The sequence below is a fragment of the Schumannella soli genome, from assembly GCF_006517435.1.
GTDB lineage: Bacteria > Actinomycetota > Actinomycetes > Actinomycetales > Microbacteriaceae > Schumannella > Schumannella soli.
Window position 1 is genome coordinate 223,142 of sequence record NZ_VHQG01000001.1, and the last position, 24,817, is coordinate 247,958.

The window sequence follows — 24,817 nt, forward strand, 5'->3', positions numbered from 1 at the left end:
CGCCGTCGGTCGACGTCGGATGGAGTGCGGCACGAGCAGGTCCAGCCTGCGCTCGTGCGACGTTCTCCGGGCGTCGGCTCCGCGCATCCGTGGATGCCATCAGAGAACCCGCGCTGTGGAGGAGACGAGCGAGAGGACGACGGGCATCACCCCGAGCGCGAGGAACGACGGCAGCACGCACACGCCGAGGGGCAGCATGAGCCGCACCCCCAGCGCCGCCGCGCGCCGCCGCGCCTCGGTCGCGGCCTGACGCCGGGCCTGCTCGGCTTCCGCGCGCAGCAGCCGGGCGGCAGGAACTCCGGCACGCCTGCTGAAGGCGAGCGCGGCCGTCACCGTGCGGTCGGCGCTGAGCAGTCCGGCCTCGTCGAGGGCGGCATCCACGAGCTCGCGGGCGTGCTCGGCGCCGAGGCCGCTCGAGACGGCGACCGCGACGAGCTCGGCGGCGAGCCCCGGCGTGGGGTCGGTGCTGCGCGCACGGCCGACGAGCCGCCGCGACCAGAGGGCGCCGAGGACGAGCAGCAGCACGCCGACCGCCAGGCAGATCAGACCCGGAGCCGTGCCGAACAGGGTGCCGATCGTGTCGGTGCCGATCGCCAGGCCGAAGAGGATGCCGACGACGGGCAGAACGACGACGATGCGCGCCGAGGCGGCCGGCCCGGCCAGCGCGATCTCGACCTCGCGGGCGGACTCGTCGAGCCCCGAGAGCACGACGGCGAGCCGATCGAGTGTCGGGGCGAGAGGCGCCCCGCTCGCGGCCGCGACGCTCCAGGCGGCCGCGACCGGCGCCCAGGATCGCGCGGTCCCTGCCGAGGCGGAGGCGACCGCGTCCGTGATCGCCGACGACAGCGGGTGACCCTCGGCGAGCCCGTCGACGACCGCGCCCGCGATCCCCTCCTCCGTCTCGCCTGGCACCCCGCCGACGCCGGACCGCCCGGCGGCGGCCGCGGGCCGATCGGATCGTGGCCCGTCGATCTCGTCGCGGTCGCGCCCGGCGTCCGCCGCGTCGTCGAGTCCTGCGGCGAGCTGCCGCCACGCCGACTCGGGAGCGAGGCCGGCGTCGAGCATCACCGCGAGCCGCCGCACGTCGAGTGCGGCGCGGCCGAAGTCGGGCCGCTGCCGGCGGCGGCGTCGCGGTCTGCTCGTCAGGCCCGCAGTCATGTCGACTCCACGGCGAGCCGGCCGCGCTGGTCCAGCAGCGGGCGGCCGATCGCGACCAGCCGGCGGCGTCCCTCCCGCCGCTCGAGGTGCAGCACGGCGTCGATCGCGCTCACCGCCTGGCGGGCCAGCGCCTCAGCGCCGAGACCCACGGTCGCCGCCAGCGCCTCGAGCCGCGACGGCACGTCGGCAAGCGAGTTGGCATGCAGCGTGCCGGCCCCGCCGTCGTGCCCGGTGTTGAGCGCCGAGAGCAGCTCACGCAGCTCCGCACCGCGGCATTCGCCGACCACGAGACGGTCGGGTCGCATGCGCAGCGCCTCGCGCACGAGCCGGTCGAGGCCGATGCCGCCGCGCCCCTCGAGATTCGCCTGGCGGGCCTCGAGCGCGACGACGTGGGGATGCGCGATGCGCAGCTCGCCCACGTCCTCGATCACCACGATGCGCTCGGTCGGCGGGGCGAGAGCCAGCAGCGCGCCGAGCAGAGTGGTCTTGCCGCTGCCGCCCGCACCGGTGACGAGGATGTTGCGCCGGGCGAGCACGAGCTCGCGCACCCGCTCGGCGTCGCCGTCACGCGCGAAGAAGCCGTTCTCGCACAGGTCCGGGAATCCGGGCGGCGACCGCCGCGGCAGCCGGATGGAGAGCACCGGCCCGCCCGGCGACACGGGAGGGAGCACGGCGTGCACACGCACCCCGTCGCCCAGCCGCACATCCATGCACGGGGTCGCCTCATCCACGTGACGCCCTCCGGCGGCGATGAGACGCACGGCGAGCTCCCGCGCCTGAGTCGATGTGAGCCGGGCGTCGCCGTCGGGTTCCAGTCCGACGCCGCGGTCGACCCAGAGCGCGCCGTCGGCGGTGAGGAACACGTCGGTCGCGCGCGGGTCGGCGACGAGAGGGCTGAGCGGGCCGAAGTCGATCTCGCTGAGGTCGTCGCGGCCGGCGGCCGAAGCGAGGCGCGGGGATGCCGCGAGGGCCGGCACACGGACGTCGGCGGTTCGCGACGCCGTCGTCGCGACGGCCGCGCTCGGCGGATCAGCGCCCGGACGGGCGACGAACGGCAGCACCGGAACGGCATCGTGCCGGACGCTCGGCTCGGCGGGCAGGAGAGGAGGGGCGTCGCGCATCCTCAGACTGTGAGCCGCCGCCGGCCGGAGCGGGGACGAGCGCGGCGATCGGTGGACAGGCCGCGCCTGTGGAGAACGCCGTCGCCCGGACCGCGGGCAGGAACGCCGGTTAAAGAGGGGCGGCGCCCATCGGGGGGAACGGGCGCCGCCACGGCAACACAGGATCGGGGGGAATCGCTTGCGTTGCAGAACCGAGGTCGCCCTCGGCAGGGTCGAGTGTACTCCAAAAGGGGGGCTTGGCAACGGGCTGTACCCCGGAAATCCGGGGATCGTGACCTGAACTCATGCGAACGCACGAAAAGCGGATCGTGAACGTACCCCGTCTCGGGCGACGACACGCCGAGTCGCCTCGGCCGGCCGGCCCGGCCCGCTGCCCGGCGGGCGCCCGACAGCCCGCGACAACCTCCGCGCCGGTCCCGTCACGACCCTCCGACGACCCCGCGTCGACCGCGCGACAGCCCCGCGGCGTCCCCCGCGCAACCCGCCCGCAACCCGCCCGTGATTAGGATCGAGCACACCGAACCACCGCAGCGCTGCGGCGACCAGGCACGTCGCGGCGTCACGCCAGAGAAACAAGGATGACGACGTCCATGAACTCGATCGACAGCCTGCTCCACGAGACCCGCCGCTTCCCTCCCGCCCCCGCGTTCGTCGAGAACGCCGTGGCCGGGCCGGAGCTCGCGGAGGCCGCCGCCGCCGACCGCCTCGCCTTCTGGGGCGACCAGTCGCGGCAGCTGCTCTCGTGGTCCACCCCCTTCACCCAGACGCTCGACTGGAGCGAGGCCCCGTTCGCGAAGTGGTTCGCCGACGGCCGTCTCAACGTCGCCTACAACTGCCTCGACCGGCACGTCGAGGCCGGCAACGGCGACCGCATCGCGCTGCACTGGGAGGGCGAGCCGGGTGACAGCCGCTCGATCACCTACGAAGAGCTCACCGCCGACGTGAAGCGCGCCGCCAACACCTTCGCCGAGCTCGGCGTCGGCCACGGCGACCGGGTCGCGATCTACCTGCCGATGATCCCCGAGGCCGTCGTGGCGATGCTCGCGGTCGCCCGGCTCGGCGCCATCCACTCGGTCGTGTTCGGCGGCTTCAGCGCCGACAGCCTGCGCGCCCGCATCGACGACGCCGAGGCGAAGCTCGTGATCACGGCCGACGGCGGCTGGCGCAAGGGCAAGGTCTTCCCGCTCAAGAACGCGGTGGATGCGGCGCTCGCCGACGGCGCGAGCACGGTCGAGCACGTGCTGGTCGTGCGCCGCGGCGAGAACACCGTCGAGTGGACCGAAGGACGCGACCTGTGGTGGCACGACACGGTCGAGGAAGCGAGCGACGAGCACGACGCGGAGGCGTTCGAGGCCGAGAACCCGCTGTTCATCCTCTACACCTCGGGAACCACCGGGAAGCCGAAGGGCATCCTGCACACCTCCGGCGGCTACCTCACCCAGGCGGCGTACACGCACAAGAACGTCTTCGACCTGCACCCCGAGACCGACGTCTACTGGTGCACCGCCGATGTCGGCTGGATCACCGGCCACAGCTACGTCGTCTACGGCCCCCTCGCGAACGGCGCCACGCAGGTCATCTACGAGGGCACGCCTGACACCCCGCACCCGGCGCGCTGGTGGGAGGTCGTGGAGAAGTACAAGGTGTCGATCTTCTACTCGGCGCCGACCGCCATCCGCTCGTTCATGAAGATCGGGCGACAGGAGCCGCAGAAGTACGACCTGTCGAGCATCCGCCTGCTCGGGTCGGTGGGCGAGCCCATCAACCCGGAAGCGTGGATCTGGTACCGCGACATCATCGGCGCGGGCGCGGCGCCCATCGTCGACACCTGGTGGCAGACCGAGACCGGCGGCATCATGATCAGCGCCCTGCCGGGCCTGACGACGCTGAAGCCGGGATCGGCGCAGGTGCCGCTGCCGGGCATCTCGGTGGATGTGCTCAGTGAAGACGGCACGCCCGTCGGAAACGGCGAAGGCGGACTGCTGGTCGTGACCGAGCCCTGGCCGAGCATGCTGCGCGGCATCTGGGGCGACCCGGAGCGCTTCGTCGAGACCTACTGGTCGAAGTTCCCGGGCGGCGACGGCGAGCCGCCGAGGTACTTCGCCGGCGACGGCGCCCGCAAAGACGAGGACGGCGACATCTGGCTGCTCGGCCGCGTCGACGACGTCATGAACGTATCGGGTCACCGGCTCTCGACCGCCGAGATCGAGTCAGCTCTCGTGTCTCACCCGTGGGTCGCCGAGTCGGCGGTCGTCGGCGCGAACGACGAGACCACCGGCCAGGCCGTCGTCGCCTTCGTGATCGTGAAGGCGAGCCAGGCGGATGTCGCGACGGCGGCCGAGGCGGCGGACGTGCTGCGCGCCCACGTCGCCCAGCAGATCGGCGCGATCGCCCGCCCGCGCCAGGTGTTCATCGTGACCGAGCTGCCGAAGACCCGCTCGGGCAAGATCATGCGGCGCCTGCTGCGCGACGTCGCCGAGGGCCGCGAGATCGGCGACACGACCACGCTGGCCGACACGAACGTGATGCAGATCATCACCGACAAGCTGAAGTAGCCGGCCGGGTCGCGGCGCTGCGATCCGGTTCGCTGACGACGAAGGCCCCCTCACCGCATCGGCGGGAGGGGGCCTTCGTCGAATCGGGGTCGGCGGATCAGGCGAACTCGACGACCAGCTCGACCTCGACGGGGGCGTCGAGCGGCAGCACCGCGACGCCGACGGCGCTGCGGGCGTGGATGCCGGCGTCGCCGAACACCTCTCCGAGCAGTTCCGAGGCGCCGTTGATGACGCCGGGCTGACCGGTGAACGCCGGGTCGGAGGCGACGAAGCCGACGACCTTCACGACGCGGGTGACCCGGTCGAGCGACCCGATGACGCTCTCGACGGCGGCGAGCGCGTTGAGCGCCGCGGTGCGGGCGTAGGCCTTCGCATCCTCGGCGGCGACGAGCCCGTCGCCGCCAGCAGCATCCGCCCCGACCTTGCCCGTCGCCGGCAGCGCGCCGTCGATGAAGGGCAGCTGACCCGAGGTGTAGACGAGGTTCCCGGTCGTGACGGCCGGGATGTAGGCGGCGACCGGCGCGGCGACCGCCGGCAGGGTCAGTCCGAGCCCGGCGAGACGGGCCTCGATGCGGCCGCTCACGCCTCGGCTCCCGCCGCCGCGACGGGCCGCTTCAGGTAGGCGACGAGCCCGCCCTCGGGACCGGTGACGATCTGCACGAGCTCCCAGCCCTGCGATCCCCAGTTGTTGAGGATCGCCGTCGTGTTGTGGATCAGGAGCGGCGTCGTCAGGTATTCCCAGGTCGGCATCGTTGGGCATCCATTCAGTCGGGGGCGAGGGGCCGTAACGTACCATCGAGCCTATGCCTGCCCAGAAGAAGACGGTGAGCTCGCTCATCGGCGCCACCCTCGGCACCCTCGGTTTCAGCGCCCTCGCCGGTGTTCTGGTGACCGTCATGGTCGCCCCGGCTCTCGCCGTGACCGGTATGACCGCCTCCAGCACGATCGGCATCTTCGAGGGTCTGCCCGACTACATCACCCTCGGAAAGCAGAAGCAGCAGAACGAGATCTACATCAAGGGTCCCGACGGCAACGACCTCAAGATCGCGACGGTCTTCGACCAGAACCGTCAGGAGGTCAAGCTCGACCAGATGAGCGACTTCGTCAAGAAGGCCGCCATCGCCGGCGAGGATGTGCGCTTCTACGAGCACGGCGGCGTCGACCTGCAGTCGCTCATGCGCGCGGGGTTCGGATACGTGACCGGATCGGGCGACACCGGTGGCTCGACGCTCGCCATGCAGACGGTGCGCAACATCCTCGTGCAGAAGGCCCTCAACGAGAACGAGGGCGACAAGGCGGCGCAGACCAAGGCCTACAACGAGGCCACCCAGCCGACCCCGAGCCGCAAGCTCAAGGAGATCAAGCTCGCGATCAGCCTCGCGAAGCAGTACTCCAAGGACGAGATCTTGCAGGGCTATCTCAACATCGCCAACTTCGGTGTCAACACCTACGGGGTTCAGGCGGCGGCGAATCAGTACTTCTCGGTGAACGCGAAAGACCTGACGGTCGCCCAGTCCGCGTCGATCATCGCCATCACCCAGAGTCCCGACCAGCTGCGCCTGTCGAATCCCGACAACTACAAGCGCAACCAGGAACGCCGCGACTACATCATCAACAAGATGTACGCGGCCAAGTTCATCGATCAGAAGCAGCGCGACGAGGCCCTCGCGATTCCGGTGGATGCGAACTTCGTGCGCATCACGCCGCCGACGAGTGGATGCGCCTACGCAGCGCGGGAGTACCGGCTCCCCTGCGACTACCTGCGCAACTCGATCAAGGAGCTGACCTCGCTCGGCGCGAATGCGACCGAGCGCCTGGAGAACTACAAGACCGGCGGGTACAAGTTCTACCTGTCGATCGACGCGAACGCGCAGATCGCCGCACGCAACGTGCTTCAGGCGAAGGCGCCGCCGACGGAGTCGCGCTTCCAGCTCGGCGCCGCCGCGGCGACCGTGGAGCCCGGGTCGGGTCGCATCCTCGTGATGGCTCAGAACAAGGACTTCGACGACACGCAGAGCAGCGATCCCACGACGACGGCGATCAACTACGCGGCCGATGCGGACCACGGCGGTTCGGGCGGCTTCCAGCCCGGATCGACCTGGAAGCCATTCACCCTTCTCGCCTATCTCGCGGCCGGCAACGGCGTCAACCAGTCGTTCAATGCGAGCGTGCGCTCCATCCCCTACTCGAAGTTCACGACCTGCGGCGAGAGCCCGGGCGGACCGGCCGTCACCTTCAAGAACGACGCCGGCGAAGGCGGCCCGTACACGGTCGCCCGCGGCACGGCGCGCTCGGTCAACTCGGTGTTCCTGCAGATGGCGACCAAGGTCGACCAGTGCGAGATCGCCGATATCGCCTCGAAGCTCGGTGTGCACAAGGCCTTCGACTCGAAGGCTCCCCTGCAGACGGTGCCGATCTGCGCGATCGGCGTCTGCCAGAACAACGTCGGCCCGCTCATGATGGCCGCCGCCTATGCCGCGATCGTCGACCACGGCAACTTCTGCAAGCCGACCATCGTCGACAAGATCGTCGCTCCGGATGGCACCGAGCTGCCGGGGCAGGTCGGCGACTGCACGCAGGCGATCCCCGCGAACGTCGCCGACACCGCAGCTCACGTGATGGCGGGCGTGTTCGTCGGAGAGGGTACGGCCATCGCCGCGAACCCGCGCGACGGAACCCAGTACATCGGCAAGACGGGTACCACCGACGAGGCCAAGCAGACCTGGACCAATGGCGCGTCGACGGCCGCGTCGACCTCGCTGTGGGTCGGCAACATCCAGGGATCCCAGAATCTGAGGCGCATCTACGTCGGCGGCATCCAAGCCGCCTCATTGCGCAACAGCATCTTCAAGGGCATCGCTCAAGCAGTCGATGCGGGACACAAGGGCGGCGACATCGCCGCCGCCGACCCGGCGCTGCTCACCGGCAAGCCCACGATCGTGCCCGATGTGACCGGTCAGACGGTGGATAAGGCGCAGCCCGTCATCGAGAACGCCGATCTGCTGTTCGCCGACGGCGGCCCGATCGACTCCGATCAGCCGGCGGGCACGATCGTGCGCACCGACCCCGCGGCCGGCACCTCGCTGGCGAAGGGGACCACGATCACGGTGTTCACCTCGAACGGAACCGGCAAGGCCGTGCCCGACGTGACCGGCAAGTCGCTCGATGACGCGAAGAAGGCCCTCAACGACGCCGGATTCACCTCGGTATCGCAAGGCCAATGCACGGCGACGAGCCAACCCGCGGATGCGCAACCGGTCGTGACCGCGCAGACACCCGCGGGCGGGGCCATGGCGAGTCCGTCGACGCCGATCACGCTCGACTACAAGAAGTTCCGCTGCTGATGGCGCGGGCCGGCCGCACGACGGCGACCGCCCTCGGGCTGACCGTCGCGGCCGGCGCCGCGGTCGCTGCCTACGGCGTCGTCGTCGAGCGCACGCGCTGGACGGTGCGGGAGGAGATCCTGCCGATCCTTCCCCCGGGCAGCCGCGACATCACGGTGCTGCACCTCAGCGACCTGCACATGGCGCCGTGGCAGCACGGCAAGCAGGAGTTCGTCCGCTCGCTCGCCCGCTACGAGCCCGATCTGATCGTCGACACCGGCGACAACTTCGGCCACGCGGACGCGCTCGACGCCCTGCACTACGCACTGGAGCCCTTCGCGGGCACCGCGGGCGTCTTCGCGCACGGCTCGAACGACTACTACGGCCCGGTGCTGAAGAACCCCTTCGGCTACTTCTTCCCCCGCGAGGGCCACGGCTCACGGCCCATGGATCTCGACACCGAAGGCCTCAACCGGCTGTTCGAGCTCGACTTCGGCTGGCTCGATCTCAACAACCACGCGCGCGCGATCGAGCTGAAGGGCACGCGCCTCGAGTTCTTCGGAACCGGCGACGCGCACCGCGGCTGGGACCGGCTGGATGCGCTGCCCGGCGCGATCGAGGAGCTGCGCGAGAACGTCGAGTGGTCGAGCGAGGATGCCGAGCCGGTCGTCAGCATCGGCGTCACCCACGCGCCCTACCGCCGCGTGCTGGATGCGTTGACCACGCAGGGCGCCGACCTCATCTTCGCCGGGCACACGCACGGCGGGCAGGTGCGCATCCCCGGGCGGCCCGCGCTCGTGACCAACTGCGACATCCCCCCGGCCCAGGCACAGGGGCTCAGCGTGTGGCGCAGCGCACGCGCGAGCGCATTCCTCGAGGTCTCCGCGGGTCTCGGAACGTCGATCTACGCGCCCGTGCGCTTCGCCTGCCCACCCGAAGCGGTGGTCGTGACACTGACCGCCTCAGAAGTCGGCTATCCTTGACAGGTTGCCGCTCGCGGCAGCAAGTGAAGACCGGGGTATGGCGCAGTTTGGTAGCGCGCGTCGTTCGGGACGACGAGGTCGCAGGTTCAAATCCTGTTACCCCGACAGATCTGAAGAGAACACAGCAGAAGAGGGTCGCCCAGCAGGGCGGCCCTCTTCTGCGTCTGCGCCGTCTTCCGCATCTGGGCCTTCTCTTGCGTCTGGGCCTTCTGCTGTGCCCGAGCCCTCTTCGCGTCAGCGCACGACGTCGGGATCCGCGCTGCGCGGCGTGAGCTGCGGCACGCGGGACGTTCGCGCGACAGAATCGAGCCGTGCCCGATTCCCCCGTCCCGCCCGCGAGCGAGCCGTCGCCGGCCCGGCCGACTTCGGCGGACACGGCGACGCGGATCACCCCGCATCTCTCGGCGGGCATCGTCGCGCTCGGCGCACCGGCTCTCGCCGGCCTCATCGCGCGCCCCTTCGCGACGGCGGCGGGCACCATCCTCGACGGCGGTCTCGACACCTCCGTCTCGGCGGTGATCCTCACCTCGGTCGCGGTGTCGCTCGGGGCGCTCGTGATCGCGCTCGGCGACGCCGAGCAGCCCGAGCCGCCGCTCATCCCCGTCGCCCGCTGGGGCTTCGCCATCGGATCCGCTCTGACGCTCATCTGGGCAGCCGTGCTGGCCTGGCTGAACCTCACCGATGCGTCGCTCGGCGACGCCGACGGCAGCGGGCTCGAACTGGCCGCCACCTCGACCTGGCGGATCTCGGAGTTCGTGCGCTGGGGACTCCCCTGGATCGTCACCGCGAGCATCACCGTCGTCGCCGGCCTCGGCCTCGTGCACACGACCGGCGAGCCGCAGCGCCGCCGGCTCGTGCGCGGCCTGCGCTACGCCGTCGCCGCCGTCCCGGTCCTGGCCGCGGTCATCACGGCGCAGCTGATCATCCGCGCCGTCAGCTGACCCGGAACGGTCCCGGATGCAGGATGCTCTCGCGACCTGACCGAAGGGATCCGCAGCTCAGGCGAAGTCGGCGTCGGGGCCCGACTTGTAGCTGAAGTCGAGGCGGGGGCGCCAGCCGTTGTTGAGCACACCGCCGCTCTCGTCGAGGTAGCAGGCGCCGCAAAGCGACTCGTAGCCGACCTCGACGCCGTCGATCGCGACCTGCTCGCCGTCGAAGATGAAGCGCCCGTCGACGGTGCGCGCGTTGAAGACGGCCTTGCGTCCGCAGCGGCAGATGGTCTTGAGCTCCTCGAGCGAGTGCGCGACCTCGAGCAGGCGGCGGCTGCCGGGGAAGGCGACGGTCTGGAAGTCGGTGCGGATGCCGTAGGCCAGCACCGGCACGTCGTCTTCGATGACGATGCGGAAGAGGTCGTCGACCTGGCCCTCGGTGAGGAACTGGGCTTCGTCGACGAGCAGGCAGCTGACATCCAGCTCGGTGCGCTCGATCACCGAGCGGCGCTCCCGCGCGAAGGTGGCGCGGATGTCGTCGTCGACGCCGACCGTGAAGTCGACCGGGCGGGTGACGCCGAGCCGGGAGACGATGGCGTCGTCGCCCTTCGAGTCGACGGAGGGCTTCGCGAGCAGCACGTGCTGACCGCGCTCCTCGTAGTTGAACGCCGCCTGCAGCAGGGCCGTGCTCTTGCCCGAGTTCATCGCGCCGTAGCGGAAGTAGAGCTTCGCCATCGCTACTCCAGGATCCCGTCTTCCGCCGCGCGGCGGATCAGCTCGGCCTTCTTGCCCGCGGGGCGCCCGACCTTGGCGTACTTCTCGCGCACCCGGCGCAGGTAGGTCTTCGCGGTCTCGTACTGCACGTTCATCTCGGCGGCGACCTCGGCGGTGCTGTGGCCGGCGACGTAGAGCTTGAGGGCTTCCTCCTCGCCCGGGCTGAGCCGGGGGCGGACGTGCTCGGGATGCGCGGCGGCGCCCGACGGCGGCGGCCGCCATCCGCCTGCGGTGCCGGCGTCGTCGAGACCCATGACGCGGCGCGCGGCCTCCATGACCTCGGCCATCGGAAGCGTCTTGACCAGGAACTCGGCGGCGCCGGCGGCCATCGCGCGCTCGCGCGCCTCCGGGGTGTCGAGGCTCGTCAGCACGACGACCTTGGCTCCCGCCGCACGGCAGGTGCGCACGCGGGCCTCGATGCTGACCGGCTCGGCGAGCTGCAGGTCGAGGAACACCATCTCGGTCGGGAATGCCGGGCTGTGCACGAGCTGCAGCCAGCTGGTCGCCGCGAGCACGACGTCGAAGTCGGGGGCGTTGCCCGAGATCCAGCTGCTGAGCGAATCGAGCAGCACCTCGTGGTCGTCGAGCAGGGCGAGTCGCACCGGGGAGCGCCGCGGCGTCCGGGCGCCGAGTGCGTCGCCGCCGGGGGCTGCGGAGACGCCCGGGATGCTCATTCCTCCAGATTAGAGGGTGCGGCGCGCCCCGCCCGGCAACGGTCGTCGTGCAGATCCCGTGGCTTCGCTCGCGCATCGCTCCGTCTGCCGCTCAGAACAACCTCGGCTGCAGCGCCTCGGCGGCGGCCGGGCTCAGCTCGGCGGCGAGCATCCGCTCGGAGTTCGCCGCGACCGCTCCGCTCTTCGCGGCACCGGATCCTGCCAGGGACCCCGCACCGTCACCCGTCACCCCGTCGAACCCGACCTTGGGCGGCGGTCCGGTCGGGCGCGAGCGCAGTCCGCGTGACCGGATCGCTCCGGTCGAGGGCTCTTCCTGCGCCCGGCCGAGCCCGTGTTTGCGCAACAGCGGCTGCACCTTCGCGGCGAGCCAGCGCCGGTAGTCCTTGGGCGCGTAGTTCGACTCGGCATAGAGGTCGGCGTAGCGGCCCACGAGATCGGGATGCTCCCGCGCGAGCCAGGAGAAGAACCACTCGCGCGCGCCGGGCCGCAGGTGCAGCGCCGAGTAGGCGACAGAACTCGCGCCCGCCTCGGCGATCCGACCCAGCGCTCGGTCGAGGTGGTCGCGGCTGTCGGTGAGCCAGGGCAGTACGGGCATGAGGAAGACGCTCGGGCTGAAGCCCGCATCCCGCGCCGCCGCGATCGTCGCCAGCCGCGCCTCGGTGCTCGGGGCGCCGGGCTCGATCGACTTCTGCAGCTCGGGGTCGAACACGGCGATCGACATCGCCAGGTCGACGGGCACCCGCTCGGCGGCGGCCTGCAGCAGCGGCAGGTCGCGCCGAAGAAGCGTGCCCTTGGTGAGGATGCTCAGCGGCGTGCCCGAGGCGGCGAGCGCCGCGATGATGCCGGGCATGAGCCGGTAGCGCCCCTCGGCCCGCTGGTAGGGATCGGTGTTGGTGCCGAGGGCGACCGGATGGTGCCCCCAGCTCGGCCGGGCCAGCTCGCGCTCGAGCACGTCGGCGACGTTGACCTTGACGATGATCTGCTCGTCGAAGTCGCGCCCGGCATCGAGGTCGAGGTATTCGTGCGTGCGCCGGGCGAAGCAGAAGACGCAGGCGTGGCTGCAGCCGCGGTAGGGGTTGATCGTCCAGCCGAAGGGCAGCGCAGCAGCGCTCGGCACGTGATTCAGCGCGCTCTTGGCCATCACCTCGTGGAAGGTGATGCCGGCGAACTCGGGTGTGCTGACGGAGCGCACGAGGTCGTGCAGGCGGGCCAGCCCGGGCAGCGCGCCCTGCTGCTCGGCATCCAGCTGCTGCCCGCTCCATCTCATGCTCGACATTCGAACATATGTTCGATATCGTGTCAACGCGGCCCCGGATCCTCGAGGGCGGACCGCCTGTCGGGTCGCTGTCGGGCGGCTGTCGGGTGATCGTCGTGCTGCTGACGTGGAGGGAGAAGACGGGCATTCTTAGCGTGATGGGCATGAACGAGACCCGCATCAGCACCCTCCGCCGCGAACGCGGTTGGACCCAGGAGCGGCTGGCCGAGCACAGCGGCGTGACCGTGCGCACGATCCAGCGGCTCGAGCGCGGCGACGACGCCAGCCTCGAGACCCTCACCCTCGTCGCCCGCGCCTTCGACGTGCCGGTGCGCGACCTCTTCGAGACCGTCGAGAAGCCCGAGTTCGGCGAGGCCGTCGACGGCCTCGACGCCCGCACCGAGCGGGAGCAGCAGCAGCGCGACCGCGCCACCCGCTCCTGGCGCAGCCTCTACGTCGGCATCGGGGTGGTGCTGGCGATGGGCATCACGGTCGTCGTCGCGATGACCGGACTCGGCCAGCTCTACCTCGCCCTCGGCGCCTATTGGGCCGGCGGCGCGCTGCTCGGGCGCTGGCTGATGGATGCGGTGATCGAACCGCGCCTCGACGAGCGCTACCCGCTCTCCCGCAGCAGCCGCGAGCCCCGCGCGGATCGTCCGCGCTGAGGCCCGCGGCGACCACGGGACGCTGCCGCGCTGCCTCGCCGCGCTAGGCGACCGCCGCGACGCGCACCTCCCCCGCCGTCAGGGCGAGCTCGGCGCCGTGCCAGCGCCGCCGCAGCCAGCGGTCGTGACTCGCGATGACGACCGCGCCCGGATAGTCGCCCAGGGCATCCTCGAGCTCCGTGGCCAGGCCGAGCGACAGGTGGTTCGTCGGCTCGTCGAGCAGGAACACGTGCGGCGGCTTCGCGATCACGAGAGCGAGCGCCATGCGGCGCTGCTGCCCGATCGAGAGCCGCCCGACCGGACGATCGAGGTCGCGTGAGGCGATCAGCCCCAGGTCGACGAGCGGATGCCGCTCCGCCCGCTCGGCGCCGAGGCGCTCCTCCCAGAGCGCGCGTGGCGTGCGAGAGCCGTCGGGCCAGCGCACGTCCTGCCGCAGCAGCCCGATGCGCAGCCCCTTGCGGCGGCGCACGGCCCCGCGCACGGGGAGGTCGCCGGCCAGCACCGAGAGCAGCGTCGACTTGCCGGCGCCGTTCGGCCCGGTGACGAGCAGTCGCGCCTGCGGGGCGATCTTCAGCTCGTCGACCCGCAGGCGTCCGTCGACCCGGGCGTCGTGCAGCCGGATGAGCGGCTCGTCGTCGTCGAGCACCTGCGAGCCGCGGGGGATGCCGGTGAAGCTGAGCAGCGGCGGCGGCGCTTCCACCCGACTCGCCTCGAGCTCGTCGAGCCGGCTGTGCGCGGCCCGCACCCGACGGCTGATCTGCTGCTGCACGCGGTTGCCCTTGAGCCGGTACGACATCTTGTTGTTGTCGCGCATGGCGCGGGCGTGGTTGATGGCCGGAGCCACCGTGACGACCGCATCCGCCAGCCGCACGAGCTCGTCCGACTCCTCGGCGAAGCGCTGCTCCCAGCGCGCCCGCTCGGCCGCCTTCGCCCCGAGGTAGTCGCTGTAGCCGCCGCCGTACCGGGTGGTGCCGTGCAGCGCCGGATCGATGTCGAGCAGGTCGGTCGCCACGTCGTCGAGGAAGGCGCGGTCATGGCTCGCGAAGACGAGCGGGCCGCGCCAGGCGCGCAGCTGACTCGCCAGGAACCCCACCGCGGCATCGTCGAGGTGGTTGGTCGGCTCGTCGAGAAGCAGCGCATCGGGCCGCGAGAGCAGGAGCGCCGCGAGGGCGACGCGGCTGCGCTGCCCGCCCGAGACGGTGTCGACGCGGCGGTCGAGCTCGAGAGCGCCCACGCCGAGGCCGTCGAGCAGCTCGTCGCGGCGCGCATCGAGCGTCCACAGGTCGAGCTGCTCCGAGCGCTCCAGCGCCGAGGAGTAGCGCTCATCGGCGGCCGGACTCGTGCCGAGCTCGCGCGCGGCCGACTCCAGTTCGCGTTCGAGCTCGCGCAGCGGGGCGATCGCGGCGTCGACGAGGTCGCTGAGCAGCGCGGATCCGTCGACCGTGACCTCCTGCCAGAGCAGGCCGACCGAGGGCGGCGCGGTCACGCGGCCCTCGTCGGACTGCTCGGCCGCGGCGAGGATGCGCAGCAGCGTCGACTTGCCCGCGCCGTTCTCGCCGATGAGGCCGAGGCGGGTGCCGGGTGCGACGGTCAGCGAGACGTCGTCGAGGATGCGACGGTCGCCGTAGGCGTGCGTCACGCCGACCGCGCAGAGCGGGACCGACGGGTCGCCGCGCAGCGGGGCCGTCGGACCGGATCCGGTCACCCCGCTACGCGCGGGAGCGCTCTGCACGGGCGGCGTGGTGTCGAGGGTGGTGTTCGGGGATCGCAAACGAGGGCTCCTTCGGTTCGGCGTCGGAATCGGCGCCGGAGCCGGGTCCGGGAGCGGGCGTGGAGTTCATCCGGGATCGCGGTGACAGGGATGCCGGTCGCAGGGCCGCCACGGAACGCGGAGGTCCTCGGCCGGGATCGGTCGTCGGATGATGATCGGAACGGCGGGGCGGATGACCGCCGGGCCGTCAGACCATCGGGATTCGGAAGAGACTCCCCGCGCTGCTCGCACGGGACGCCGGATCGGCGCACGTCACCCGCCGGGCAGCTGCCTCAGACGCGGGTCGGACGGAGTCTCAGATCTTCACGGGGAGCGACGCTAGACCCGCTCGGCGCATCCGTCAACACCCGGAGTTCTCGCCCGACCGCGATCCGGCGACGGCTCCTCTTGCCGCGCTGCGACGCCGCGAAGGTCATGCCCGAATCGGCATATGGCCGGAATCACGGGGTGGACGGGCTGGCCACCGACGCGCGCCGCACGAGTTCGCAGGCGAGTCGCGCCTCGCGCGGAGACGCATCCGGCTGGCCCGAGATGAGCGCCTCGAGCCGGGTGATCGCGAGGCGGCCCATCGCGTAGTGCGGCAGCGCGACCGTGGTCAGCACCGGATCGAGCCCCTCGGAGATCGGCCAGAAGTCGTCGACGCCGACGACCGACAGCTGCTGCGGGATGCGCAGCCCCGCCGCCTGCGCGACCTGGTAGACGCCCATCGCCACCTGGTCGTTGAAGCAGAGCACGGCCGTGATCTCGGGATGACGGCGCAGCAGCTCGGTGGCGGCGCGTCGCCCCGCGACGGCGTCGCCGATGCCGGGAACGCGGATCACAGGACCGGAGAGCCCGCACTCGCGCATCGTCGCCAGGAAGCCGGCCTCGCGTCCGTCGCGGGCCTCGCCCTGCTGCTCGAGGGTGAGGTGCGCGATGCGACGGTGACCCGCCTCGATCAGGTGCTCGGTCGCGATGCGCCCGATCTGCACCTCGTCGGGCACGATCGACGGCTGGACGCCGGCGCGGTCGACGGCATCCACCAGCATCGTCGGATGCGCGCCGAGCGTCGCCGGCACGTCGGCCAGCTGGTGGAACATGCGCGCATAGACCACGCCGTCGACCTGCTGGGCGAGCAGGGTGTCGATCTGACGCTCCTCGAGTCCGCTGTCGCGCGCGGAGTCGACGACCATGAGCATGAGGCCGAGCTCGGACGCCGCATCCTGCGCGCCCGTGATCACCCGCCCCGAGAAGGGCGTCGCGGCGATCTCGTCGCTGACGAAGCCGATGAGCCGCGAGCGCTGGCTGCGCAGTGCGCTCGCGATGCGGTTGGGCGCGTAGCCGAGCTCGACCGCGATGCGCTTGACGTGCTCGCGCGTCGCCGCACTCACCTGACCGCGGTCGTTGAGCGCGTGCGACACGGTCGTGACCGAGACGCCGGCCTGCCGGGCCACCTCGCGGATCCCCACCCGCTGCGCCATCGCATCCTGCTCTCTGCGCGTCATCGCGCTCCCCCGCGTCGCGGCCCACGCCAGGCGAAGACGACGCATCGCGCGCAGTCACGCGCTGCGCTCAGCGTAGTCAGCACGCGACCGGATGCGGAGACCCGACGCGATCGGCGGCGCCGGGTCGGCCCCCGACCAGGCCCGGATCAGCGCCCGATCAGCGCTGGATCTGCAGCGCGGCTGCGGTGCGCTCGAGCGTCGCCGCGGCGACCTTCTCGTCGGCGCCGACCGTCGCGCCGTAGCTCGGCACCATCTCGGTGAGCTTCGGGGTCCACTCCGCGATCTTGTCGGGGAAGCACTTCTCGGCGAGCGTCAGCATGATCGGCACGGCCGTCGAGGCGCCCGGCGAGGCGCCGAGCAGACCGGCGATGGAGCCGTCGGCGGCCGAGACGACCTCGGTGCCGAACTGGATGACGGCCTTGCCGTTCGCATCCTTCTTCATGACCTGCACGCGCTGGCCGGCCGTGATGAGGCGCCAGTCGGAGCCCTTCGCGTTCGGCGCGAACTCCTGCAGGGCGCGGATCTTCTTCGCGCGGCTGGCGAAGACCTCGCCGACGAGGTACTTGACCAGGTCGAGGTTCTTCAGGCCGGCGCCGAGGAAGGTCGAGATGTTGTGCGGGCGCAGCGCCTGGAACAGGTCGAGCAGCGAGCCCTTCTTGAGGTACTTCGTCGAGAAGCCGGCGTAGGGGCCGAAGAGCAGGCTCGCCTGACCGTTCACGACGCGGGTGTCGAGGTGCGGAACCGACATCGGCGGGGCGCCGACCGACGCCTTGCCGTAGACCTTCGCCGCGTGCTGGGCGACGACCTCGGGGTTGTCGGTGCGCAGGAACTCGCCGCTGATCGGGAAGCCGCCGAAGCCCTTGATCTCGGGGATGCCCGACTTCTGCAGCAGGTTGAGGGCGCCGCCGCCGGCGCCGACGAACACGAAGCGAGCCGTGACCTCGAGCACCGTGCCGCCGATCTCGTGACGGATGCGGATCTTCCACAGCCCGTCCTTGGTGCGCTTGAGGCCGATCACGCGGTGGTCGGTCTTGAGCTTCGCGCCCTTGTCGGTCATCGTGCCGACCAGCAGGCGGGTGAGTGCGCCGAAGTCGACGTCGGTGCCCGCGGCGATGCGGGTCGCGGCGATCGGCAGGTCCTTGCGACGACCGGGGATCAACAGCGGAGCCCACGAGCGGATGACCTTCGCATCCTCGCTGTACTCCATGCCGGCGAAGAGCGGGTGGTCCTTCAGCGCCTCGAAGCGGCGACGCAGGTAGTCGACGTTCTTCTCGCCCCACACGAAGCTCATGTGCGGGACCTCGTTGATGAACGCCTTCGGGTCGGGCAGCGCGCCCTCGTCGACCAGGTACGACCAGAACTGGCGCGAGACCTGGAACTGCTCGTTCACCTCGATCGCCTTGCTGACGTCGATCTGCCCGTTCTTCTCGGGCGTGTAGTTCAGCTCGCAGAGAGCCGAGTGGCCGGTGCCCGCGTTGTTCCACGGGTTGGAGGACTCCTGCGCGATGTCGCCGAGGCTCTCGAAGATCGAGATCGACCAGCCGGGCTCGAGGCGCTGCAGCAGGGTTCCGAGGGTCGCACTCATGATTCCGCCGCCGATCAGGGCGACGTCGATGGGCTTACTCACCCGGCCAGTCTAGTTCTCGGGCGGGAGGCCGAGTTCCGCGAGCGCCGCATCCATCCGGCGCGCGAAGTCGGCGTGACCGGCCGCGTTCGGGTGCAGCCCGTCGTCGGCGAGCACACCGCGCTTCGCCGCGCGATCCATCCAGTGCGAGGCGCCCGGGATCCAGTCGGCGTCGATGCGGTCGGCCGCGGCGTGCACCCAGCGGATGATCTGCGCGAGCGAGGCGGGACGCTCGTCCTGGTACCAGAACGGCTCGACGACGATGATGCGGGCGTCGGGCAGCTGCGAGTGCAGCCGGTCGAGGTCGCGGTCGATCGCGGCGTGGATGTCGTCGGCGGCCGTGGCGTAGCTGAAGTTGTCGTTGAGCCCCATCGTCACGATCACGATGTCGGGCTTCGCGGCGACGATCTGTCCGGGCAGGTCGCGGTCGCCGCGCTGGTTCACGAAGCCGAGGCCGTTGAGACTCGGGTTGAACTCGCGCCAGCCGCGCTCCGCGCTGATCAGAGCGGGCCAGCGCTCCTTCTCGGGGTCGGCGAGCGCCGTGCCGATCGTGTACGAGTCGCCGTAGAAGGCGACGAGCTCGCCGTCGGGGTCGCCGTGGTCGATGATCGGCGTGCTCGGGTCGCTCTTCACGGCGCCTCCCTGTCCGTCAGCGCCGCCGTTCGCGCCGGCGCTACTGCCGCCGCCCGCGCCCGCCGCGCATCCCGCGAGCGCGATCCCGGCCGCGAACGCGACCGCGCCGGTCAGCATCCTCCTCAGCAGAGGAGGGGCCGACCGGCGCGGGCGTCGTGCGGGATGCGCATCCATGCCGGGTATTCGAACCCGGTCAGGTTGCGGTTCGGTGTGAGGCGAGCCGATCAGGCCGCGACGAGACGCGCGGCGAGCAGCTCGGCGATCTGCACCGCGTTGAGGGCGGCGCCCTTGCGCAGGTTGTCGTTCGAGATGAACAGGGCCAGACCGCGGCCGCCCTCGACACCCTCGTCCTGGCGGATGCGACCCACCAGGCTGGGGTCGATGCCGGCGGCGGCGAGCGGCGTCGGCACGTCGACGAGCTGCACGCCCGGGGCGTCCTTCAGCAGCTCACGGGCCTCGGCGGGGCTGATCGCCTCGGCGAACTCGGCGTTGATCGAGAGCGAATGGCCGGTGAAGACGGGCACGCGCACGCAGGTGCCGCTGACCGGCAGACCGTCGATCTCGAGGATCTTGCGCGACTCGTTGCGCAGCTTGAGCTCTTCGACCGTCTCCGCGAACTCCTGCGGCACCTCGTCGGAGGTGACGAAGTCGCCGGCGTGCGGGATGACGTTGAAGGCGATCGTGGTCGGGAAGGCCTGGGCGGCCGGGAAGTCGACGGCCGAGCCGTCGTGCACGAGCTCGATCGCATCCTGGCCGACCGCGGCGGTCGCCTCGGCGAGCAGCTCCTCGCCGCCGACCAGACCGGCGCCGGAGACGGCCTGGTAGGTGCTGACGATGAGACGCGTCAGTCCGGCCTTCTCGTGCAGCGGCTTCAGCACCGGCATCGCGGCCATCGTGGTGCAGTTCGGGTTCGCGATGATGCCCTTGACGGCCTGGTCGATCGCGTGCGGGTTGACCTCGCTGACGACGAGCGGCACCTCGGGGTCGATGCGCCAGGCGGAGGAGTTGTCGACGACCGTGACGCCGGCGGCGGCGAAGCGCGGGGCCTGCACCTTCGACATGGTCGCGCCGGCCGAGAAGATCGCGACGTCGAGTCCGCTGGGGTCGGCGACCGACGCATCCTCGACCGTGATCTGTTCGCCCTTGAAGGGGAGCGTCGTGCCCGCGCTGCGCGCCGAGGCGAAGAAGCGGATCTCGGAGATCGGGAAGTCGCGCTCTTCGAGGAGGCGGCGCACGACGGCGCCGACCTGGCCGGTGGCGCCGACGACGCCGATGCGGATGCCGGAAGTGCTCATGGATGTGCCCGATCGATGATGCGAGAAGGATTACGGAGAGTGTAGGGCGACACGGCGCGCACCGCCGTGTCGTGCACGGCGGTGGACCGCGTTCGGCACGACCTCGACGGAGATCGGCAGGAAGGCGACGCGCCGGGTCAGCGCGATCGGGTCAGCGACCCGTTCCGGCGTAGACCTTGGCCTCGCCGTCGGAGTCGAGACCGAAGGCCGTGTGCACGACCTGCGTCGCCTTCGCGAGCGAGTCGGCGCGGGTGACGACCGAGATGCGGATCTCGCTCGTGGAGATCATCTCGATGTTGATGCCGTTGTCGCTCAGCGACGTGAAGAGCTGGGCCGAGACGCCGGCATTGGTGCGCATCCCGGCGCCCACGACCGACAGCTTGCCGATCTGGTCGTCGTACTGCAGCGACTGGAAGCCGACCTCGGGCTGCTCGGCCTTGAGGGTCGTGAGCACCTTCTGGCCGTCGGACTTCGGCAGCGTGAAGGAGATGTCGGTGAGGCCGGTGGCCGCGGCCGACACGTTCTGCACGATCATGTCGATGTTGGCGCCGGTCTTGGCGACGATCGTGAAGATCTCCGCCGCCTTGCCGGGCACGTCGGGCACGCCGACGACGGTGATCTTCGCCTCGCTGAGGTCGCCGGCGACACCGGTGATGATCGGCTCTTCCACTTTCTCTCCCTCGGTGGGGTTGATGACCAGGGTGCCCTCGGCGGGGCTGAACGACGAGCGCACGTGCAGCGTCACGCCGTGGCGGCGCGCGTACTCGACGGCGCGGATGTAGAGCACCTTCGCGCCGGCGGCCGCCAGCTCGAGCATCTCCTCGCTCGTGATCGTGTCGATCTTGTGCGCGCGGGGCACGACGCGGGGGTCGGCGGTGAAGACGCCGTCGACGTCGGTGTAGATCTCGCAGACATCCGCGTTCAGCGCGGCGGCGAGGGCGACGGCGGTCGTGTCCGAGCCGCCGCGGCCGAGGGTCGTGATGTCGCGGGAGTCGCGGTTGAAGCCCTGGAAGCCGGCGACGATCGCGATGGCGCCCTCGTCCAGCGCCTCGCGCACGCGCACCGGGGTGACGTCGACGATGCGGGCGGCTCCGTGCTGCGCATCCGTGATCATGCCGGCCTGGCTGCCGGTGTAGCTGCGGGCTTCGTGGCCGAGGCTCTTGATCGCCATCGCCAGCAGCGCCATCGAGATGCGCTCGCCCGTGGTGAGCAGCATGTCCATCTCACGGGCGTCGGGGATGGGCGTCACCTCATGGGCGAGGTCGATCAGCTCATCCGTGGTGTCGCCCATGGCGCTGACCGCCACGACGACCTCGTTGCCCGCCTTGCGGGTCTCGACGATGCGCTTCGCGACGCGCTTGATGCTCTCGGCGTCGGCGACACTGGATCCGCCGAACTTCTGCACGATCAGGCTCACTACGGCCGACTCCCGGTTGCTCGATTCCTCGGGAATCATATCGAGCGCGCGGGGGCCCGCCGACCGCGTGACGCAGCGCCCGGGCTCGCGCTCGCGCTCGCGGCGATGCCGATGTGCGGCTCCGGCGGATGCGCGGCTCAGGCGGCCGAGACGCGCACCATGTTGCCCGCGGGGTCGCGCACGGCACAGTCACGCGGGCCCCAGTCCTGATCGGTCGGCTCCTGCACGATCTCGGCGCCGGCCTGCTGCAAGCGGGCGAACGCCGCATCCACGTCGTCGCTGAGGAAGACGATGTTCGGCAGGAGCCCCTTGGCGAGCAGCTCGCCGAGCGCCTCGGCGTCGGCGGGCGCGCGGCCCGCGTGCGGCTGCGAGAGGACGATCTCGGCGGCCTCGCCGGGCACGCCCAGGGTGACCCAGCGGCCGTCGCCGTAGGCGATGTCGTTGCGGGTCTCGTAGCCGAGGCCGTCGCGGTAGAACGCGATCGCGGCGTCGACGTCATCGACGGTGATGTTCACGAAGCGGAGTCCGATGCTCATGGCGTTCACGCTAGGCGGGTGCGCGCGCATCCGGCTTCTCGGATCCTGCTCGATCGGACGGCGCGGCTGAGCGCCGGGCTCAGCGAGTCAGGTGGATGCGGCGGACGCGCCGGCGGGTGGCCCGGCCGGTGGGCGCGGCAGGCGCGTCGGGCGCGCGACGGAGCGGGCGGCACAGGCCGGCATCTCCTCGAAGGGCGAGTGCGGGCGGGCACGGTAGGCGCTCGGCGACTCGCCCGTGATGCTCGTGAAGGCCGTGCTGAAGGAGCCGAGCGAGCTGTAGCCGACCGCCATGCAGGCTTCGGTCACGCTCGCGCCGCCGCGCAGCAGCATCATGGCTCGCTCGACACGGCGGGTCATCAGGTAGGAGTTCGGCGTCTCGCCGTAGGCGGCGCGGAAGCGCCGCGAGAAGTGGGCGGCCGACATATGCGCGTGACGGGCGACCGCGGCAACGTCGAGGCCGCTCGCGAACTCGCGGTCCATGAGGTCGCGGGCACGGCGCAGCGCCACCAGCTCGGCGCGACGCTCCGGTGTCAGCGCCACGGCCGCATCCGTCCGGTCAGTGCTCGACGACGCGGCGGCCCTCGAAAGCGCGGCCGAGCGTGACCTCGTCGGCGTACTCGAGGTCGCCGCCGACCGGCAGGCCGGAGGCGAGGCGGCTCACGCGGAGCCCCGGCTGGATGAGCAGACGCGAGAGGTAGGTCGCGGTCGCCTCGCCCTCGAGGTTCGGGTCGGTCGCGATGATGACCTCGGTGACGGTGCCGTCGGCCAGACGCTGCACGAGCTGCGTGATGCGCAGCTGATCGGGGCCGATGCCGTCGATCGGGCTGATGGCGCCGCCGAGCACGTGGTACAGCCCCCGGAACTCGCGGGTGCGCTCGATCGCGACGACGTCCTTCGCCTCCTCGACCACGCAGATCACGCTCGGCACGCGGCGCGGGTCGCGGCAGATCGAGCACAGCTCGCCCTCGGCGACGTTGCCGCACTGCTGGCAGAAGCGCACCTTGTCGCGCACCTCGGCGAGCACCTCCGACAGCCGTGTCGGGTCGTAGCTCTCGGTCTGCACGATGTGGAAGGCGATGCGCTGCGCCGACTTCGGCCCGACGCCGGGCAGGCGGCCGAGCTCGTCGATCAGCTCCTGGACGATCCCCTCGTACATCAGAGGTCATCCCCGCGCGGCGGCTCGGCCACGGGCTTCACGGTCGGGGCGATCGTGTGCTCTTCGATGAAGGTCGCACCCAGGATCTCGCGCACGACGGCTTCGCCGTAGCGCTGGCCGGCGGGCGCGCCGGGTCGACGCGGCGCCGTGGGCGCCTGACGTGCGGGACGCGCCGGAGCGGCGGTCGACGGCGCGGCGGCGGATGCGGAGCTGCGCCCGGCGGGACGTCCGCCCTCGTCCGGAGGCGGGGGCGCGTCGTAGTCGGGCGGGGCGTCTTCGTCGCGGGGCTCGGGCGCCGCGGCCGACGAACTGCTCGAGTCCGGGCCCGCCGAAGCGGCACCGGATGCCCCGGAGCCGGAGGGTGCCGAGCCGCGCGCGGGCACCGTGCCCACGGCCGGGCCGGCGCCGGCGTCGGGCGCGCCGCGCAGCGCGGACGCGGGCCGGATCGAGTCGGGAAGCGACGAGAGATCGACGGCCGGACCGTCGAACGAGGTCGCGGAATCGAGGCCGGGCGCGGCCCAGCCGTCGGCGTCCTTGCCGCCGACGATGGGCTCGATCTCGGGGTCGGCCGCGTCGGGCTGTGCGTCCGCGGGCGGAGCGGAGGGATCGGAGTCGGGGATGCGGGCGACGTTCCAGCCGCCGGGCGCGGCCGGGGCGGCGCCGGCCGCGCCGGAGCCGCTCGGGGTCGCGCCGGACGCGTCGCCGGATCCACCGGAGCGGGCACCCGGGTTCCCGTCGCCGCTCGGCGCCGATGCTCCTGCGGCGGTCGCGCGCGTCGGGGCAGCGCCGGGATCGGCTGCCGGACCGGCCGGGGTGCCGGTGCCGCTCGCCTCGCCGGCCCCACCCTGCCCGGGGGCGCCGCGGCGCACGAGGAACTTCACGCGGATGCCGAGCACCTGCTGGATCGCGCTACGCAGCTGCTCGCTCGGGGTCTCGAGCGCGGCCTGCGCGCTGCCCTTGAAGCCTTCGGAGTCCTTCTCGCTCGGGAAGCTGAGCACGAGCACATCGCCGTTGAGGTCGAGCACGGTCGCGGTGAGCACGACCATCCAGGCCTGACGTCGCGACTTCTGCACGACCTCGAGAACCTCGGGCCAGGCGTCGCGCAGCTGCTGCACGGTGACGGGGCCGACGGGCGCGGGCGCTTCAGGGCGCTCGGCCCGGCGCGGCTCGGACGTCGGGATCGCGGTCTCGGCCGGCGGCTCGGGCGCACGCGGGGCGACGACGCCACGGTCGGCGGCGACAGCCGTGTCGCGGTCGGGACCTGCGTCGGGAGCGGATGCGGGAGCGGCGGGACCGGTCGAACCCGAGGGAGCGGGCTCCGAAGCGGCCGTGGCCGAGGAGCCCGAAGTCGAGGCGCTCGGAGCCGTCGGACTCGACGGCGTCGTCGTCGGAGCGCTCGGCCCCGAGGAAGCCGACCCCGATGCGTTCTGCCCGGCGACGTTCTGCCCGGCGACGTTCTGCCCG

21 protein-coding genes, 1 tRNA gene and 1 pseudogene are annotated in these 24,817 nt (G+C 71.6%); 6 read left to right on the top strand and 17 right to left on the bottom strand.

The window, feature by feature from the left end; genetic code table 11:
• Nucleotides 1-99 precede the first annotated feature (99 nt).
• Nucleotides 100-1,158 (bottom strand): type II secretion system F family protein, encoded by a 1,059-nt coding sequence (locus tag FJ657_RS01025; RefSeq protein WP_141161846.1) that lies wholly within the window; start codon nt 1,156-1,158, stop codon nt 100-102.
• Nucleotides 1,155-2,279 carry a TadA family conjugal transfer-associated ATPase gene (locus FJ657_RS01030; RefSeq protein ID WP_141161847.1) on the bottom strand — a complete coding sequence of 375 codons (1,125 nt, stop codon included), beginning with the start codon at nt 2,277-2,279 and terminating at the stop codon, nt 1,155-1,157. The genes FJ657_RS01025 and FJ657_RS01030 overlap by 4 nt, the downstream gene beginning before the upstream one ends.
• A 590-nt stretch (nt 2,280-2,869) precedes the next feature.
• Here FJ657_RS01030 and acs point away from each other — a divergent pair.
• On the top strand, nt 2,870-4,834 hold the full coding sequence (gene acs / locus FJ657_RS01035; RefSeq protein ID WP_141161848.1) for an acetate--CoA ligase: 1,965 nt from the start codon (nt 2,870-2,872) through the stop codon (nt 4,832-4,834).
• A gap of 97 nt (nt 4,835-4,931) precedes the next feature.
• Here acs and FJ657_RS01040 read toward each other — a convergent pair whose 3' ends face one another.
• Complete coding sequence (locus FJ657_RS01040; RefSeq protein ID WP_181408819.1) at nt 4,932-5,417, bottom strand: RidA family protein; 486 nt, start codon at nt 5,415-5,417, stop codon at nt 4,932-4,934.
• On the bottom strand, nt 5,414-5,584 hold the full coding sequence (gene sp36 / locus FJ657_RS16970) for a Sp36 family protein (protein ID WP_179566262.1): 171 nt from the start codon (nt 5,582-5,584) through the stop codon (nt 5,414-5,416). The genes FJ657_RS01040 and sp36 overlap by 4 nt, the downstream gene beginning before the upstream one ends.
• 53 nt (nt 5,585-5,637) lie before the next feature.
• Here sp36 and FJ657_RS01045 point away from each other — a divergent pair, with 53 nt between their 5' ends.
• The 4 genes from FJ657_RS01045 (at nt 5,638) to FJ657_RS01060 (ending at nt 10,081) form a co-directional block, all read left to right on the top strand.
• A complete protein-coding gene (locus tag FJ657_RS01045) occupies nt 5,638-8,178 on the top strand; it encodes a transglycosylase domain-containing protein (RefSeq protein WP_141161850.1) in 2,541 nt (846 codons plus the stop codon).
• Entirely contained in the window at nt 8,178-9,140 is a 963-nt protein-coding gene (locus FJ657_RS01050; RefSeq protein WP_141161851.1) for a metallophosphoesterase, read from the top strand. Before FJ657_RS01045 ends, FJ657_RS01050 begins: the two co-directional genes overlap by 1 nt.
• A 31-nt stretch (nt 9,141-9,171) precedes the next feature.
• Nucleotides 9,172-9,245, top strand: a tRNA-Pro gene (locus FJ657_RS01055).
• 206 nt (nt 9,246-9,451) lie between these two features.
• Entirely contained in the window at nt 9,452-10,081 is a 630-nt protein-coding gene (locus FJ657_RS01060) for a hypothetical protein (protein WP_141161852.1), read from the top strand.
• 57 nt (nt 10,082-10,138) lie between these two features.
• Here FJ657_RS01060 and FJ657_RS01065 read toward each other — a convergent pair whose 3' ends face one another.
• The 3 genes from FJ657_RS01065 to FJ657_RS01075 form a co-directional block, all read right to left on the bottom strand.
• A complete protein-coding gene (locus FJ657_RS01065; protein WP_141161853.1) occupies nt 10,139-10,804 on the bottom strand; it encodes a thymidine kinase in 666 nt (221 codons plus the stop codon).
• Between the two features lie 2 nt (nt 10,805-10,806).
• The gene (locus FJ657_RS01070; RefSeq protein WP_141161854.1) at nt 10,807-11,517 is read right to left on the bottom strand and encodes a response regulator transcription factor; all 711 of its coding nucleotides are present in this window, start codon (nt 11,515-11,517) and stop codon (nt 10,807-10,809) included.
• 91 nt (nt 11,518-11,608) lie between these two features.
• Nucleotides 11,609-12,784, bottom strand: coding sequence for an Rv2578c family radical SAM protein (locus FJ657_RS01075; RefSeq protein WP_141161855.1), 1,176 nt, complete (start codon nt 12,782-12,784; stop codon nt 11,609-11,611).
• Between the two features lie 152 nt (nt 12,785-12,936).
• Here FJ657_RS01075 and FJ657_RS01080 point away from each other — a divergent pair, with 152 nt between their 5' ends.
• Nucleotides 12,937-13,437 (top strand): helix-turn-helix transcriptional regulator, encoded by a 501-nt coding sequence (locus tag FJ657_RS01080; protein ID WP_141161856.1) that lies wholly within the window; start codon nt 12,937-12,939, stop codon nt 13,435-13,437.
• Nucleotides 13,438-13,480: 43 nt separating this feature from the next.
• Here FJ657_RS01080 and FJ657_RS01085 read toward each other — a convergent pair whose 3' ends face one another.
• The 10 genes and pseudogenes from FJ657_RS01085 to FJ657_RS17250 all read right to left on the bottom strand — a co-directional run.
• Complete coding sequence (locus FJ657_RS01085) at nt 13,481-15,142, bottom strand: ABC-F family ATP-binding cassette domain-containing protein (RefSeq protein ID WP_255447062.1); 1,662 nt, start codon at nt 15,140-15,142, stop codon at nt 13,481-13,483.
• Nucleotides 15,143-15,648: 506 nt separating this feature from the next.
• On the bottom strand, nt 15,649-16,692 hold the full coding sequence (locus FJ657_RS01090) for a LacI family DNA-binding transcriptional regulator (RefSeq protein ID WP_255447063.1): 1,044 nt from the start codon (nt 16,690-16,692) through the stop codon (nt 15,649-15,651).
• A 157-nt stretch (nt 16,693-16,849) separates the two neighbouring features.
• A complete protein-coding gene (locus FJ657_RS01095; RefSeq protein ID WP_141161857.1) occupies nt 16,850-18,319 on the bottom strand; it encodes a malate:quinone oxidoreductase in 1,470 nt (489 codons plus the stop codon).
• Nucleotides 18,320-18,328: 9 nt separating this feature from the next.
• Nucleotides 18,329-19,123, bottom strand: a complete 795-nt coding sequence (locus FJ657_RS01100) for an SGNH/GDSL hydrolase family protein (protein ID WP_255447064.1) — start codon at nt 19,121-19,123, stop codon at nt 18,329-18,331.
• A gap of 50 nt (nt 19,124-19,173) precedes the next feature.
• Nucleotides 19,174-20,244, bottom strand: a complete 1,071-nt coding sequence (locus tag FJ657_RS01105; protein WP_141161858.1) for an aspartate-semialdehyde dehydrogenase — start codon at nt 20,242-20,244, stop codon at nt 19,174-19,176.
• A gap of 151 nt (nt 20,245-20,395) precedes the next feature.
• Nucleotides 20,396-21,661 (bottom strand): aspartate kinase, encoded by a 1,266-nt coding sequence (locus tag FJ657_RS01110; protein ID WP_141161859.1) that lies wholly within the window; start codon nt 21,659-21,661, stop codon nt 20,396-20,398.
• A 137-nt stretch (nt 21,662-21,798) separates the two neighbouring features.
• Nucleotides 21,799-22,197 carry a VOC family protein gene (locus tag FJ657_RS01115; RefSeq protein ID WP_141161860.1) on the bottom strand — a complete coding sequence of 133 codons (399 nt, stop codon included), beginning with the start codon at nt 22,195-22,197 and terminating at the stop codon, nt 21,799-21,801.
• Between the two features lie 87 nt (nt 22,198-22,284).
• Nucleotides 22,285-22,731, bottom strand: a complete 447-nt coding sequence (locus FJ657_RS01120; RefSeq protein ID WP_255447162.1) for a helix-turn-helix transcriptional regulator — start codon at nt 22,729-22,731, stop codon at nt 22,285-22,287.
• A gap of 22 nt (nt 22,732-22,753) precedes the next feature.
• Nucleotides 22,754-23,353, bottom strand: coding sequence for a recombination mediator RecR (gene recR, locus FJ657_RS01125; protein ID WP_141161861.1), 600 nt, complete (start codon nt 23,351-23,353; stop codon nt 22,754-22,756).
• A pseudogene (locus tag FJ657_RS17250) lies at nt 23,353-24,817 on the bottom strand (hypothetical protein); the annotation flags it as partial. The gene recR and the pseudogene FJ657_RS17250, both read right to left, overlap by 1 nt.

Excerpts from the sequence above, each read along its gene's own strand:
- FJ657_RS01065 (WP_141161853.1), bottom strand. The coding sequence starts at position 10,804 with ATGGCGAAGCTCTACTTCCGCTACGGCGCGATGAACTCGGGCAAGAGC.
- FJ657_RS01045 (WP_141161850.1), top strand. The coding sequence starts at position 5,638 with ATGCCTGCCCAGAAGAAGACGGTGAGCTCGCTCATCGGCGCCACCCTC.
- FJ657_RS01050 (WP_141161851.1), top strand. The coding sequence starts at position 8,178 with ATGGCGCGGGCCGGCCGCACGACGGCGACCGCCCTCGGGCTGACCGTC.
- FJ657_RS01115 (WP_141161860.1), bottom strand. The coding sequence starts at position 22,197 with ATGAGCATCGGACTCCGCTTCGTGAACATCACCGTCGATGACGTCGAC.
- FJ657_RS01025 (WP_141161846.1), bottom strand. The coding sequence starts at position 1,158 with ATGACTGCGGGCCTGACGAGCAGACCGCGACGCCGCCGCCGGCAGCGG.
- FJ657_RS01105 (WP_141161858.1), bottom strand. The coding sequence starts at position 20,244 with ATGAGCACTTCCGGCATCCGCATCGGCGTCGTCGGCGCCACCGGCCAG.
- recR (WP_141161861.1), bottom strand. The coding sequence starts at position 23,353 with ATGTACGAGGGGATCGTCCAGGAGCTGATCGACGAGCTCGGCCGCCTG.
- FJ657_RS01075 (WP_141161855.1), bottom strand. The coding sequence starts at position 12,784 with ATGAGATGGAGCGGGCAGCAGCTGGATGCCGAGCAGCAGGGCGCGCTG.
- FJ657_RS01070 (WP_141161854.1), bottom strand. The coding sequence starts at position 11,517 with ATGAGCATCCCGGGCGTCTCCGCAGCCCCCGGCGGCGACGCACTCGGC.
- FJ657_RS01090 (WP_255447063.1), bottom strand. The coding sequence starts at position 16,692 with ATGACGCGCAGAGAGCAGGATGCGATGGCGCAGCGGGTGGGGATCCGC.
- FJ657_RS01100 (WP_255447064.1), bottom strand. The coding sequence starts at position 19,123 with ATGGATGCGCATCCCGCACGACGCCCGCGCCGGTCGGCCCCTCCTCTG.
- acs (WP_141161848.1), top strand. The coding sequence starts at position 2,870 with ATGAACTCGATCGACAGCCTGCTCCACGAGACCCGCCGCTTCCCTCCC.
- FJ657_RS01080 (WP_141161856.1), top strand. The coding sequence starts at position 12,937 with ATGAACGAGACCCGCATCAGCACCCTCCGCCGCGAACGCGGTTGGACC.
- sp36 (WP_179566262.1), bottom strand. The coding sequence starts at position 5,584 with ATGCCGACCTGGGAATACCTGACGACGCCGCTCCTGATCCACAACACG.
- FJ657_RS01030 (WP_141161847.1), bottom strand. The coding sequence starts at position 2,279 with ATGCGCGACGCCCCTCCTCTCCTGCCCGCCGAGCCGAGCGTCCGGCAC.